The following is a 13905-nucleotide window of genomic DNA, read 5'->3' on the forward strand; positions in this document are numbered from 1 at the left end:
CCAGACCAAGCCGCTAATAACCAATTTGTTCCCATGTCTGATCACGACAACGAAGAAGACCCAAGGCGCCTGTTCGAACAGGCGATGCAGGGCGTGCAGCCCATTAAGAGCAAAAAACGCCACGACCAGCAGCGCAAACCTTCTGCTGACATTCCTGAAAGCACGATGCATACCCGCCGCAGCGCCGCTCAGCGAACCGAGAGCGGAGGTGGCGCAGCCCTGTCAGAAGCCTGGGTAGAGCCGGTTGATCCGGAGCAGCGCATCGACTTTTCCCGCCCCGGACTACAGCAGACACGCCTGCGTCAGTTACGGCAGGGAATGATTCCGGTTCGTTATCAGCTGGATCTTCATGGCTATAAAATTGAAGAAGCCAGGGAGCTGATCTCCGAGTTCCTGTATTTCTGTAAAACCCAGAGTTTCGCCTGCGTCCGCATCATTCACGGAAAGTCGCACCGCAGAACGGATCGGCAAAATACGCTGAAAAGCCATGTTAACCACTGGCTGAGGCAGATTCCCGATGTGCTGGCATTCTGTTCAGCCCCACCCTCGGAAGGCGGGACAGGCTCTGTTCTGGTGCTGATCAGAAAAAAATAGTCATACAAAATAACCACATATCAACATTCAGCTTCTGCTTCAAGCAGATGCTGAATACCCTCGTTCGCCTCCCACTCATCCAGGGCTTGAACAGCCCTCTCTCGCCCCGCATCAGCGACTTCGGTAAAACGATGGAATTCATAGAACTGACAGATATTTTTAGGTACGGTCACCAGAATATCCGGCACATAACCGGCCATTTTATAACGGGTCAATGCCTGCTGCATAAGCTCCATGGACTGGTTACTGACATCCAGCAATCCCATGGATTTTTCCAGTTGTTTCTTCTCGCTTTTCTGTTTGGGAATCCAGCGGTTCAGTAAACCGGTAAACAGAGAGTCTTCCTCTTCAGGGCTTTCCTGCTGGTCAAAATCAGGTTCAGGTTCACCCAGAACATTCACCGCAACCACCAGATCTGCCTGGGCTGCCGCACCCGCGGGTGCCAGAGGCAGAGGGTTTAACACCGCACCATCTACCAGCAGCTGACCATGCATTTTTACCGGTTTAAACAGTGAGGGAATGGCGCAGGAAGCGCGGATCGCCGTAATCAGGTCGCCACGCTGAAACCAGACCTCCCTGCGTGCCGTCAGGCTGGCGGCTACTGCCGTATAAGGCACCGGCAGCTGTTCTATACGACAATCACCAACAATTTGTCGGATACGTTCAAACAGCTTGTCTCCTTTTATAACCCCCGGATCAAGCAGGGAAACATCCAGCAAGCGAAGCATCTCGAGATAATCCAGCTGCTCAGCCCATTCACAGTATTCGTCCAGCTTACCTGCTGCCCAGACACCGCCAATCAGCGCCCCCATTGAAGCGCCGGAAACCGCCGTGATCTCATAACCCCGACTGAGCAACTCACGAATAACGCCGACGTGGGCAATACCCCTGGCACCACCACTACCCAGAACCAGGGCAACTCGCTTGGTCATAACATCCTCAATATCGTTTGATTAAATTTATACGGCAGTCATCATATATCATCCAACAACGGAACATCACTGGCCCGGGCAGCCCGATATCGAAAAATAGCCGTTAATATCCTGATTGATATCCGGAGTCAAAATGCAACAACTCATGTCTTTGGGGCAACCGGGGATTGTCAGGCACTGGCTCATCTCCCGCTGGCAATGGTCTTTGAGCGCCTGTCACCAGGGTTATCAAATCTTCCCGTAAATAATTGGGACGCGCATTGACAGAAACCCAGCGACCAACATAAGTGTCTTGTCCATCTTCGGTTCTCAAAAAGGTATTCGATAAGCCTCCATCAGAATTAAGATCGAAACTGAACCAACCTGTCGAACCGGTTTCCATTGTCACACTTCGAAATAGCAGGAGTCCGGCTCTAAAAGATAAAGTTTGTGGAGTATCCCTCTGAATCTCACTCAGACGCACCAAAGGGAAAAACTGATTAAATGCCATAGCCTCAGGAAGGAAACAGTTAGTTCTGACAGAACTGACGGCATTGACTAATTGAGTAAACTTTTCAGCAGATAAGCCAGAAAGCCGTTTAATGATTAACAAAAGCTGAACCAGTTCTTCAAAAAACGAGACCCCCTCGACACTGGTTACCTCTACGTTTCCAAATCCGGCTATATTAGCCACGTAGCGCCCTGCGACAACAGACAAAAATTCTGTCCGCACATCAGCCGTTATGGAAGGGGAGTTAAGAGCGTCTAATATAACAGCAACCGGATCACTCTGAGTCTCATTCGCTCCGGCTCTTTCCCGAATTTGCTGAATCAAATGCTCATCATTAGACGAAGGTCTTGGTATTAACTCAACAGAAAGCCGGGTGTTAATATAATGACGAGCATCGTGACTACTGTCCGTATTTTCGCCCGCCCGAGGACTCAAACGAAACTGTAGCCTTCTTTCATCACTATCCCCTGTCTCCTCTACAATATTTCCGTATACTCCTGCTCTTTCAGCCTGTACATGTTCTCGGCCATTTTGATCATAATAGCTGCCTGTCTTTTTAAACCAGGTTCTGTTAAAACAATGTTCCACTGCCTTCAAGTCATTTGATAATAAAATTCCAAACAGTGGCAGGAAAAAGATAAAGCAATACCTCAGACATTTACTTATAGTCATAACTGAAAATCATTAGCTCATTTATAATACCAACGATACTAGCCCAAATAGTAGAATTGACAGCCTTTAAAACAGAGGGCTTACAACAGAAATGCAAACATTCCACGTAGTCAGTTAGGGAGATGCCCTTAAATCCATCAAAACACAATGATTTTGAACCTTCATTCTGACACAATGCACATCCGGCACAATTGTTCAATATTTCAGCTGCTTATCAGCGTGAACGGAGTTTAAATGTCGGAAGTTGCTCAGGACTTTGCACACTCAACCGTCCCGGAGTCGTCTCGCAAAGGATTTTTTCCCATTCTTGTGGTTATGGTTGGCTTAACGTTCTTCTCTGCCAGTATGTGGGCAGGTGGAACCCTTGGTCAGGGCCTGACATTCAGCGAGTTTCTGCTAACGGTTATGGCAGGTAACCTGCTGCTGGGCATTTACACATCAGCTCTCGCCTATATAGGCAGTAAAACCGGTCTTTCTACCCATCTTCTGACCCAGTACGTCTTTGGCCGTCAAGGTACGAAATTTACTTCCCTGTTACTGTCATTGACTCAGATAGGCTGGTTTGGCGTAGGCGTTGCCATGTTTGCCCTGCCGGTGAACAGGGCGACCGGCATTGATGTCAGCACACTGGTTATGGTGTCCGGTTTATTAATGACGGCAACCGCCTTCTTTGGTTTCAAGGCGTTAACCATTCTCAGCTTTGTGGCAGTACCTGCCATCATTGTGCTGGGTGGCTTTTCCGTCAGCCAGGCCATGGCAGACGCAGGCGGCCTGCAAGGACTGTTCGCGATTACACCAGAGCATGGCATTGGCTATGCTGCCGCCATCAGTATCTGTATAGGATCGTTTATCAGTGCGGGCACACTTACCGCCGACTTCACCCGTTTTGCCCGCACCCCGAAAATTGCCGTATCTGCGACACTGCTCGCCTTCTTTCTGGGAAACACCCTGATGTTCAGCTTCGGCGCCATTGGCTCTATGGTGGTCGGACAGGCTGATATTGCCGAAGTGATGTTTATCCAGGGGCTTATTCTACCCGCGGTAATTACCCTGGGTCTGAATATCTGGACCACAAACGACAATGCACTTTACGTATCCGGCCTTGGTCTGGCATCGATTACCGGTCAAAACAAAAACCTGATTGTCGTTATCAACGGTATCCTGGGTAGTGCGTTCGCCATCTGGCTGAACAACAACTTCGTTGGCTGGCTGAGCCTGCTGAACCTGACCCTGCCACCTATTGGTGCCATTCTGCTGGCTGATTACCTGTTCATCCGTAAAGGTCACTACCCTGCTTTTGAAAGTAACCGCTTTGACAGCCTGAATCTGAGTGCGCTTCTGGCCTGGGCTGCCGGAGTGCTGGCTGCTGGTTATATCCCGGGCATCGCGCCAATTAACGGTGTACTTGCAGCGGCTGCCTGTCATATTCTGTTGCATAAGCTACCCCTGACCCGCGACTGGACACTTTCGAACCCGAACACTTTCTAAACTGGACATTTCTGATGCGCCTTGAAAACGTTCGCCTGCACCAGCAGGCAGACTTATGCGACATTGTCATGGAGAATGGACTTATTCAGTCTATTACTCCGGCAGGCTCTGACCGTACTGCGCCTATGGATTCCATAGACGCCAATGGTCGTCTGGCTCTACCGCCGTTCGTTGACCCTCATGTTCACCTGGATACCTGCCTGACAGCCGGAGAGCCGGTATGGAATCGTTCGGGTACTTTGTTTGAAGGTATTCAGAACTGGTCAGAACGCAAGAAAACCCTGACCCACGACGATGTTAAATCCCGGGCCAGCCGGGCTCTGCAATGGTACATCGGACAGGGCGTTCAGCACGTGCGCAGTCATGTGGACACCACCGACCCAGGCCTGACAGCCCTGCATGCACTGCTGGAACTGCGGGAAGACATGCGCGATCTGATCGACATTCAGCTGGTTGCTTTCCCACAGGAAGGCATTCCCTCGTTCCCAAATGGTAAACAGCTGCTGGAGCAGGCGATGCAGCTGGGTTGCGATGCGGTGGGCGGTATTCCTCATTTTGAATACACCAGAGAATACGGTATTGAGTCCCTGCATACGGTATTTGAACTGGCGGAAAAATACGACGCACTGATTGATATTCACTGTGATGAAATCGACGACGAGCAATCCCGCTTTGTGGAAACCGTTGCCTGCCTGGCACTGGAAAGAAACATGGGTCAGAGAGTCAGCGCCAGTCATACGACGGCAATGCACTCCTACAACAATGCCTACGTGGTCAAGTTGATGCGCCTGCTGCAAAAATCGGGCATTCACTTTATCGCCAACCCGGTGACCAACCTGAACCTTCAGGGTCGTATGGACACTTACCCCAAACGCCGGGGTATTACCCGTATTGAAGAACTGCAGGGCGCAGGCATCAATGCCTGCTTCGGCCAGGACGATATCGTTGATCAGTGGTTCCCGATGCAGGGCGGCAATATGCTACAGGTGTTGTTCACAGGACTGGTTGGCTGTCAGATGACCGGGCTTGACCAGATCAACCAGGGTATTGAACTGATTACCAGCAACAGTGCCAGAGCCCTGAACATTCAGAACCGCTACGGTATAGAAACCGGCAAACCGGCCAATCTGATTCTGCTGGATGCTGAATCGGTTTTTGATGCGGTACGTCGTCAGGCCGTTGTCACTCACTCCTTCCGTAATGGCAAACTGATCGCTTCAACCCGACCAGCCGCCACCATTATTCATCATAATGGCCAGCAGCCGGTTGACTTTTATTACAACCAGATCTGATGTAACAGGCTGACCCGTGGTTATTACTGGTCAGCCCTCTTTCTACACAAACAAACTGCTGGATAAGGGGGGTGGCAAAAGCGGCCGGACTGCTCAACTGCCTTTCGCCCCCAGGCTGTGCAACATGCCCGGCACACGGTGAAGTCTGGCGCATAGCCCGCCAGCTCAGAGGCGTAAAAGTGAGATAAAGAGATGGCTTATCAGGTAAAAGGAACTTAGCGCATTACTTACTGTCTGTTTTTACAATACTGTGGACACTTTGTAGTGGTTAAATGATCCCTTAAAAATCGATTACTCAGGAGCAAGCCCCCAGAATTTCTTGCCTTTAAAATTTCAGGAGGATAAGTAATGCTAACAATCCCGTGTATTATTAACTCTATACCACCTCTCATTCAGCAGGGGTATGGTTGGCTTACTTCAGCTCCACGCCTCCCTGAAACTGAACGTTATTTAACATCAGGCGATGTACACGATGATTCAGGTTCTGCAAGTACTCCTATTCTTGAACGCACGGTGACTGAAGCAACTCCAGAACCGAGCAAAGAGACAGACCCACTTACAAAAAAACAGTTAGCTGAAATCTCCTCTGCATTTGCGTCAGGTGATGAAATCAGGTGCCAGCAGTTAATAGACAGACATTCCGCTAAAAAAATTGCTATGCAGAAAGTTGAGTTTGCCGACTACTCTGCTGATGGAGTAAAGGCGAAAGAGATTACACCGTTTTATCTTGCCTGTAGGTCCGGCTGTATCAACATGGTGAAAGCACTCCACCAAACCGGACAGGTTGACCTGGAAGAAACCCCTGAATTAGATGAAGCAAATAAAAGCGCAAATGGGAGAACACCGCTATTAGCCGCTATAACGCATCAAGGTAAGGGAACCTTATCTCAACGATTAGCCGTCATTCGATATCTTCTTGAGGCAGGATCAGACTCTCAGGCGAAGGATGTCAGAGGCATTGGAGCAGATATTCTGAACCTCGCCTTCAACAAAGGCAATGCTCAAAAAATACAGCGCATCCTGAGCGAACACAGGATGGAAAAGAACCTTCCCCATTTTGAATACAGCGACATAAAAACAAGCTATGCCGGAGCTGGGAACCCGCTAAAGTCGCATATTCACGCCAGCCAGGACGGTAGTTTTTGCATGTTAGCCGAAGATGAAAAGAACATCAGACTGTCGGGCTATGGCCTTAGTGAGGAAGAAGCCAGGCTTGTATCCGATCTTGGCCGTGTATTGTCGGCTTTATGCCTTGAAGAAAATGAAGCGAAGAAAATGCAACAGGACATTGGTATCGTCTGCAATAGCCGAACCGATAAAGAGGGTGAGACTTATCCGCTGGAACTCGCCAGAACATTTAATCATGACGGCAAGATTGATTCTGCAACGATTTTTAAAAAGCTGGAAGATTATATTTCTACTGATCTGGAAGATAATGGACACAAGCCCGAAGCCTCAACACTCAAATTACTTATGGCAGTAGGGTGTGCTGGTCTTTTTTATAGTGATCCGGGCTATTTTAATAACGAAACCTCATTGTCAAGCGCTCTGCGCTGGACTTTATCTGCCAGTCTTTATGGCTTGGGTGTTGAGGCCACCAAACGTTTGGACACTGAAAACGTATTTCAGAAAATAATGGCAGGTGCAGGAACGGGAATTTTTACACGTGCCGCTGCTTCACACATTTTAGTGACAGTTTTACAGGCTCTTCGTGATAATGACATAGACAAGCATGGCACTGGTGGTTTATCTGGCTCGCCTGTCTCTGGTGTTAAAGCTGCAGTCATAGAAGAGATCATCTATCGGTTTGGACTTCAAAATATCCTTGATGGCATCCTTCACCTCTTTTGGGGTGAGAAAGATGACCAATGGAAGGCAGAAAAAGTAAGCACCCTGATTTCTGCCAGCGCGTTCGGATTGGCACATTTAGGTAACCCTGATCCTTCTCCCGTCCATGTTGGGTCCGCTTTTTGTTTTGGGATTATTCTTGGAGAGATTTATCGAAAGCATGGCCTGTCAGCAGCTATAACTGCTCATGCCGTTGTGAACCTTATGAACTACACACCGGATGAGATCCTGAAAGCTGCTCACGATGCGCTTTAAAGACAGCCGGGAAAGTTTATCTGAAGCGAACGTTGGTCAGCTGTTTAATTGCCGCTAAAATGACTGTTCTATAAATACGATGACCAACCACAACAACCGTTTACTCATGCGACAAAACAGCTGGCAATCCCGCTTCTATACCATACGCTCCAACAAGATGTTTGAGCTGCTGGTCATTTCCATCATCATCTTTTCCGCCCTGGTGATTGGTGCCAAAACCTATGAAATTCCGGAGGAAGTTTCACACCTTATTACTGTGCTGGACTGGGGCATTACCCTGTTCTTTCTGACAGAGATCACCATCCGCTTTCTGGCAGAGGAGAACAAAAAGAATTTCTTTAAATCCGGGTGGAATATTTTCGATACATTGATTGTTGTTGTCAGTGTCATCCCCATCGATAACACTGATATGGCACTGATCGGAAGGCTGATCCGAATCTTCCGCGTGCTGAGAATGGTGTCCATTATCCCTGAGCTCCGGTTACTGCTGAACTCACTGCTCAAAGCCCTGCCCCAGCTGGGTTATGTACTGCTGCTGATGTTTATCATCTTTTATATTTATGCCGCCATCGGCAGCACTTTCTTCCATGACATCAACAAAGAACTGTGGCGAGATATTGCCGTCAGCATGCTGACCCTGTTCCGGGTGATGACGTTTGAAGACTGGACCGATGTGATGTACGAAACCATGGAAGTCTATCCCCTCAGCTGGGCCTACTTTCTGAGCTTTATCTTTTTTACCGCCTTTGCCTTCCTGAATATGATCATCGGCATAGTGGTTAATGTGCTGGAAGATGAGCGCCAGAAAGATCGCAAAAAAGCCAGAGAAGAAAAGGGGGAACCAACATTAATGGCGTTACAGCAACAACTGGACGATATTAAACAGCTGTTGCTCAAACAGGAGAAATGACGGTTTCCTTAAGAAGTACCCTCATGGTTGACCTCGCTGAACACCTCCACCAGGGATTCGCGGCTTAGTTGTCCCTGAAGGTCTCCATGCTCATCAACAACCGGCAGGTGGTGGTCTGCTTCCAGCGTGTCGGGCAATGCTTCTTCAATCAGCATGTCGGGAGCGATGACTGGCCAGTCCTCAAAAAGGTCAGGCACCAGCTTTCCTTCCGAATTTTTTCTGGCAGCCTGTTCCAGGGTTTCCTGCAACAGCCCCCCCTGATAGCCGTCTTCCGTTACATAGTAACCGTAATCCTCGGGCAGTTTTTTCATCTGCTCAAGTGCTTCACCAATGGTTCTGGCGGTAATACGGGCAATGGGCGGATTCATCACAGTCTCAACCGTCAGGGCTCGCGCCCGGTTCACATCCCTGACAAAGGCTTCCACGTATTCCGTGGCAGGCTCCAGCAATATGGTTTCCGGCTTGCCCACCTGCTGGATGGCTCCATCCTTAAGAATGGCAATACGGTCACCAAGTCTTAAGGCTTCGTCCAGATCGTGGGTGATAAAGACAATGGTTTTATGCAGCCGGTCCTGAAGCTCAATCAGCAGATCCTGCATTTCACTGCGAATTAAAGGGTCGAGGGCCGAAAAGGCTTCATCCATCAACAGAATATCGGCATCGGTACAAAGCGCTCTTGCCAGCCCAACCCGTTGTTGCTGTCCACCCGACAGTTGTGATGGATAGTGCCGTTCATAGCCTGCCAGGCCCACAGTTTCCAGCCATTGCTGCGCCTGTTGCTGTCGCTGCGCCTTGCTGACACCCTGAACTTTCAGGCCGTAGGCAACATTTTCCAGCGTTGTAAGATGCGGCATCAGGCCAAAACGCTGAAACACCATCGATAAACGATGGCGACGAAACTGAACCAGTTCTTTACCAGACAACTGAAGTATATCTTTATCCTCTATATACAGCTGACCACTGGTTGGCTCGATCAAGCGGTTGAAATGCCGGATCAATGTCGACTTGCCGGAACCGGACAGCCCCATAATAACAAACACTTCACCGGCAAAAATTTCCAGATTAATGGCCTGCAGTGCCAGAGTGTGCCCGGAACTCTGTAACAACTGGTCTTTATCAGTCCCCGACTGTACCTGTTGTAGCACCTGCTCCGGGTCTCTGCCAAACACCTTATATAAATCCTTGATTCGGATCAGTGGCTCACCCTTATTGGTCAAGTTGCTGTCCTCCGTACTGCTGTGACCGCTTAGCCCAGGACTGGGAAACCCGGTCAAAAATAATGGCCAGGGCGACAATCGCCAGTCCATTCAATAAGCCAAGAGTAAAGTACTGGTTAGTAATCGCTTTCAGCACTGGCTGCCCCAGCCCTTTGACTCCGATCATGGAAGCAATGACCACCATAGCCAGGGCCATCATAATGGTCTGGTTTATACCCGCCATAATGGTTGGCATAGACAGGGGTAACTGCACGCCCACCAGGCGCTGCCACGCTGTTGCGCCAAACGACCGGGACGCTTCCAGCACCTCCCGGTCGACCAGGCGAATACCAAGGTTTGTCAGACGAATCACAGGAGGGATAGCATAAATAATGACGGCGATGAGTCCGGGAATCTTGCCGATGCCCAGTAACATTACCACGGGAATCAGGTAAACAAAGGCAGGCATGGTCTGCATAACATCCAGCAGCGGCGTTACGATTTTCTGCATTCTGTCTGACAACGCCATGGCAATACCCACCGGTATTCCCAACATAATCGCCAGCAGGGTACAGACCGTTATCATGCTCAGTGTGCGCATGGTGTCCTGCCACATACCAAAATAGCCAATCAGTAACAGAACAAGGGTTACAGCGGTCGTAAGTTTGACTGACCGGCTGGCAAGATAAACAATTCCGACAATGACTCCCAGTACCAGCCACCAGGGGGACCCGGTCAGTAACTGCTCAAACCAGACCAGGAAATCCAGTAACGGGTCAAACAGGGCTTCAATGGTGTCTCCGTACTCTCTGGAAAAATCCCGGTACAACCCATCCAGTGCCTTACGAATAGACAACAACTGTTCACGATCCATCTGCGGGAAGCGACTCCAGAAAGAATGCTCAGCCATGGTCAGCTTCTCCCTGCTTATAAACGTTTGAGAGCTTGAACCACCTGCTCAACCTGAGCATCCGTCAGCCAGGCCTGCCACACGTCCTGATGCTCCCTGAGAAAGTACTCCATTGCCATTTCACCGTCAGCCTGACTGTCTTCCATCCAGGCCAGCAACTGGTTCATCTGCTGATTGGTAAAGGAGCGCCTGCCGAGGTAGCCCATAGCCTCGGGGGACTGCTGTGCAAAGGAGGCAGTGACCAGCGTATTGACCGGTGAGGGTGGGTACATAGTGACTTGAGGACTCAGGCAGTCTGCCTGTGTTGTACAGCTCAGGAATTCTTTAATATCAGGCTTTACACCAAAGTCCACTTTTACCATCCGGTATTTACCCAGCACGGCGGTCGGGGCCCAGTAGTAACCAAACCAGGGCTCCTGTCGTTCATAGGCACGGGCAATAGAACCGGACAGTGCAGCGCCCGAGCCGGGGTCAACCAGGTCAAAACCCACCTGTCCCAGTTTCAGGGCTTTAAACAGGTTGCCCGCGGAAATCTGGCAGTTCCAGCCCGCCGGGCAACCATAAAAAGCAGACTTGTCAGAGTATTCAGGATGCTCGAATAATTTTGTGTGTTTCAGGACTCCCTCAATACTCTTCAGCTCCGGGTATTGCCTGACCAGATATTCAGGTACCCAGAAGCCTTCCTCTCCACCTTCTGACAAAGCCTTTCCCGCCACCAGCAGACGCCGCTCACTAATGCCTTTATCAATCGCCTCTTTCATAGAGTTACTCCAGAATTCAGGCGCAATATCCGGTTCACCTTTTTCAATCATGGACGCCCCGGTGGGCATGGTATCACCGGGAACCAGTTCCGCTTTGCAGTGAAAAGCATGGGTCAGCACAAACTGATCGATATGGGCGATCAACGTGGCAGAGTTCCAGTTCATATCCGCCAGTGTCACTTTGCCGCACTGGTCTTTATCAGCGGCGACTGAGGGGTAGGCAATTACGAACAGGGAAAGGGACAGGGAAAGGCTGGCAAGAGAGGCAAATTTCATAATAAAACCAGATACTCTTTGTTATTTTTATAGATAATATCACTACCAATCTACCTACCAAATAGATTTAATTCAAACTATCGCTATTTCCACAGTAAAAACAACGGATATTTTCTGTATAAGAAAAGATCAAAAGGTAAATATAATTTGATCTCCCACAATTTGATCTATACTATTTCGCTTCTCCATAATGGACTGACAAGAACATTTACTACCCTGTCCGCTGGTCATCCCATCCCCCTTCATCAGGCACATCCTGAATTATGCAAAACACCTCATCGTCAAACCCCATACCACACACTTTAAATCCGCCCGTATTTTTTGGCTCAGCGGTACTGATACTCGCCCTGGTTGCCTACGCCGTTACCTTTCCTGCCCATGCCGGTGAGCTGTTTTCCCGGATGCAGACCAGTATCAACAACAACATCAGCTGGTTCTATGTTCTGGTCGTCGCCCTGATCCTGCTCTGCGTCACCTTCCTCGGCATTTCCCGTTATGGCGAAATCAAGCTGGGACCAGACCACGCGGAACCCGATTTCAGCTTCGGTTCCTGGTTTGCCATGCTGTTTTCTGCCGGTATGGGCATTGGCCTGATGTTCTTCGGGGTATCCGAACCCGTTATACATTTCATCAGCCCTCCGGTGGGCGAAGCGGGTACGCTGGACGCTGCCAGAGAAGCTATGACGCTGACATTCTTCCACTGGGGCCTGCATGCCTGGGCCATTTACGCCATTGTTGCCCTGATACTGGCATTTTTCGGCTATCGCCATGAACTGCCCCTGACCATGCGCTCCGCACTTTATCCGGTTATTGGCGACAAAATTTATGGCCCCATCGGTAACGCCGTCGATATTTTTGCCATTCTGGGTACGGTATTCGGCGTTGCCACCTCGCTGGGTCTGGGTGTGATGCAGGTCAACTCAGGTCTTAATTATCTGTTTGGCCTGCCCGTCACACCGATGGTACAGGTCGTACTGGTTATTGCCATTACCGCACTGGCGACTCTCTCCGTTGCCACCGGTCTTGATAAAGGTATTCGCCTTCTTTCTGAAGCCAACCTGCTGCTGGCGATGACCCTGGTTCTGCTGATCATCCTTCTGGGGCCTACGGTACTGCTATTGCAAATGTTTGTGCAGAATACCGGTAGCTACCTGTCCGGTATCGTCGATAAAACCTTTAACCTCTACGCCTATGAAGGCACTGACTGGATTGGCGGCTGGACCCTTTTCTACTGGGCGTTCTGGCTGTCCTGGTCTCCCTTTGTCGGTATGTTCATTGCCCGTATTTCCAAAGGCCGGACCATTCGTGAATTTGTTACCGGTGTCCTGTTTGTACCAACTGGCCTGACCTTTTTGTGGATGACGGTGTTCGGTAATACCGCTATCTACGCCATTCTGCACGACACTGCCGGACAACTGCCCACCGTCGTTCAACAGGATGCCTCTCTGGCACTGTTTAAGTTTCTGGAGATGTTCCCATTCTCTGAAGTGCTCTCGTTTATCGCCATTCTGATGGTGGTCATTTTTTTCGTCACTTCGTCCGACTCCAGTGCCATGGTGATAGATATCCTGGCTTCTGACGGTGACGACCATCCACCCATGTGGCAAAGGGTTTTCTGGTCCATCCTGATCGGTGCGGTAGCAATGGCGCTGATGCTGGCCGGCGGACTGAAGGCACTGCAGGCAGCCACTATTGCCAGTGCCCTGCCGTTCTCCATTATTCTTATGATGTCAACCTACGGACTGCTCAGGGCTCTGGCTATTGACGCCGCCAAAAAAGAGAGCCTGACCCAGACTAACCTGGCTCCCGTTATGTCGCAGAAATCCGTATCCTGGCAAACCCGCATTAACAACCTGGTTCATTTCCCGCGCCGGGCTCATGTCAAGCGCTTCAGTGAAGATGTCGTTATCCCTGCTATGGAAGCCGTTGCTGGCGAGTTGATCAGCCAGGGGATCAATACATCGGTTGAGCTGGATCAGGAAGCCAGCGCACCGACCCTGAATATCCTGCATGGTGAGGAAACCGACTTCAGCTACCAGGTATTTCCAAGAGCCTACCTGCAACCAAGCTTTGTTCTGGATGAAGAAGACGAGGAAGAACGTAAATACTTCCGTGCAGAAGTGTTCCTCAGGGAAGGTGGGCAGGATTACGATATTATGGGCTGGAGTAAAGAACAGGTCATTGCTGATATTGTCAGCCAGTATGAAAAGCACCTGCACTTTCTGCACATGGTGCGGTAAAGCCACTTTCGGGTTGGTCTTGCCCATTTCGTCTATGTGGC

Annotated in this window: 11 protein-coding genes; 6 read left to right on the top strand and 5 right to left on the bottom strand. The window is 49.9% G+C overall.

Annotated elements, in window-relative coordinates; all coding sequences use genetic code 11:
* Positions 1–33: 33 nt before the first annotated feature.
* A complete protein-coding gene (locus NX720_RS00585; protein ID WP_262598759.1) occupies positions 34–594 on the top strand; it encodes a Smr/MutS family protein in 561 nt (186 codons plus the stop codon).
* Positions 595–614: 20 nt separating this feature from the next.
* On the opposite strand, the gene NX720_RS00590 is transcribed toward NX720_RS00585, so the two are convergent.
* Together NX720_RS00590 and NX720_RS00595 are read right to left on the bottom strand one after the other, a co-directional pair.
* Positions 615–1526, bottom strand: coding sequence for a patatin-like phospholipase family protein (locus NX720_RS00590; RefSeq protein ID WP_262598760.1), 912 nt, complete (start codon positions 1524–1526; stop codon positions 615–617).
* A 103-nt stretch (positions 1527–1629) separates the two neighbouring features.
* Entirely contained in the window at positions 1630–2688 is a 1059-nt protein-coding gene (locus NX720_RS00595) for a hypothetical protein (RefSeq protein WP_262598761.1), read from the bottom strand.
* Between the two features lie 234 nt (positions 2689–2922).
* Here NX720_RS00595 and codB point away from each other — a divergent pair, with 234 nt between their 5' ends.
* From codB to NX720_RS00615, 4 genes are all read left to right on the top strand, one after another.
* Positions 2923–4176 (top strand): cytosine permease, encoded by a 1254-nt coding sequence (codB, locus tag NX720_RS00600; protein WP_262598762.1) that lies wholly within the window; start codon positions 2923–2925, stop codon positions 4174–4176.
* Between the two features lie 14 nt (positions 4177–4190).
* Positions 4191–5468 (top strand): cytosine deaminase, encoded by a 1278-nt coding sequence (gene codA, locus NX720_RS00605; RefSeq protein WP_262598763.1) that lies wholly within the window; start codon positions 4191–4193, stop codon positions 5466–5468.
* A 348-nt stretch (positions 5469–5816) separates the two neighbouring features.
* On the top strand, positions 5817–7571 hold the full coding sequence (locus NX720_RS00610) for a CPBP family glutamic-type intramembrane protease (protein WP_262598764.1): 1755 nt from the start codon (positions 5817–5819) through the stop codon (positions 7569–7571).
* A 79-nt stretch (positions 7572–7650) separates the two neighbouring features.
* The gene (locus NX720_RS00615; RefSeq protein ID WP_404831036.1) at positions 7651–8481 is read left to right on the top strand and encodes an ion transporter; all 831 of its coding nucleotides are present in this window, start codon (positions 7651–7653) and stop codon (positions 8479–8481) included.
* An 8-nt stretch (positions 8482–8489) separates the two neighbouring features.
* On the opposite strand, the gene NX720_RS00620 is transcribed toward NX720_RS00615, so the two are convergent.
* From NX720_RS00620 to NX720_RS00630, 3 genes are read right to left on the bottom strand one after another with little or no spacing between them, the layout of a single operon-like run.
* Positions 8490–9698, bottom strand: a complete 1209-nt coding sequence (locus tag NX720_RS00620) for a quaternary amine ABC transporter ATP-binding protein (protein WP_262598765.1) — start codon at positions 9696–9698, stop codon at positions 8490–8492.
* Complete coding sequence (locus NX720_RS00625; protein ID WP_262598766.1) at positions 9688–10587, bottom strand: ABC transporter permease; 900 nt, start codon at positions 10585–10587, stop codon at positions 9688–9690. Before NX720_RS00625 ends, NX720_RS00620 begins: the two co-directional genes overlap by 11 nt.
* Positions 10588–10604: 17 nt before the next feature.
* Positions 10605–11624 carry an ABC transporter substrate-binding protein gene (locus NX720_RS00630; RefSeq protein ID WP_262598767.1) on the bottom strand — a complete coding sequence of 340 codons (1020 nt, stop codon included), beginning with the start codon at positions 11622–11624 and terminating at the stop codon, positions 10605–10607.
* A gap of 263 nt (positions 11625–11887) precedes the next feature.
* Between NX720_RS00630 and NX720_RS00635 the strand changes: the two genes are divergently transcribed.
* A complete protein-coding gene (locus NX720_RS00635; RefSeq protein ID WP_262598768.1) occupies positions 11888–13864 on the top strand; it encodes a BCCT family transporter in 1977 nt (658 codons plus the stop codon).
* The last annotated feature ends 41 nt before the right edge of the window (positions 13865–13905 follow it).

It is taken from the genome of Endozoicomonas euniceicola (assembly GCF_025562755.1).
Lineage (GTDB): Bacteria > Pseudomonadota > Gammaproteobacteria > Pseudomonadales > Endozoicomonadaceae > Endozoicomonas_A > Endozoicomonas_A euniceicola.

What these genes read in the sequence shown, in the direction of transcription:
- NX720_RS00625 (WP_262598766.1), bottom strand. Translation starts at nt 10,587, where the DNA reads ATGGCTGAGCATTCTTTCTGGAGTCGCTTCCCGCAGATGGATCGTGAA.
- NX720_RS00635 (WP_262598768.1), top strand. Translation starts at nt 11,888, where the DNA reads ATGCAAAACACCTCATCGTCAAACCCCATACCACACACTTTAAATCCG.
- NX720_RS00595 (WP_262598761.1), bottom strand. Translation starts at nt 2,688, where the DNA reads ATGACTATAAGTAAATGTCTGAGGTATTGCTTTATCTTTTTCCTGCCA.
- codA (WP_262598763.1), top strand. Translation starts at nt 4,191, where the DNA reads ATGCGCCTTGAAAACGTTCGCCTGCACCAGCAGGCAGACTTATGCGAC.
- NX720_RS00585 (WP_262598759.1), top strand. Translation starts at nt 34, where the DNA reads ATGTCTGATCACGACAACGAAGAAGACCCAAGGCGCCTGTTCGAACAG.
- NX720_RS00615 (WP_404831036.1), top strand. Translation starts at nt 7,651, where the DNA reads ATGACCAACCACAACAACCGTTTACTCATGCGACAAAACAGCTGGCAA.
- NX720_RS00590 (WP_262598760.1), bottom strand. Translation starts at nt 1,526, where the DNA reads ATGACCAAGCGAGTTGCCCTGGTTCTGGGTAGTGGTGGTGCCAGGGGT.
- NX720_RS00610 (WP_262598764.1), top strand. Translation starts at nt 5,817, where the DNA reads ATGCTAACAATCCCGTGTATTATTAACTCTATACCACCTCTCATTCAG.
- NX720_RS00630 (WP_262598767.1), bottom strand. Translation starts at nt 11,624, where the DNA reads ATGAAATTTGCCTCTCTTGCCAGCCTTTCCCTGTCCCTTTCCCTGTTC.
- codB (WP_262598762.1), top strand. Translation starts at nt 2,923, where the DNA reads ATGTCGGAAGTTGCTCAGGACTTTGCACACTCAACCGTCCCGGAGTCG.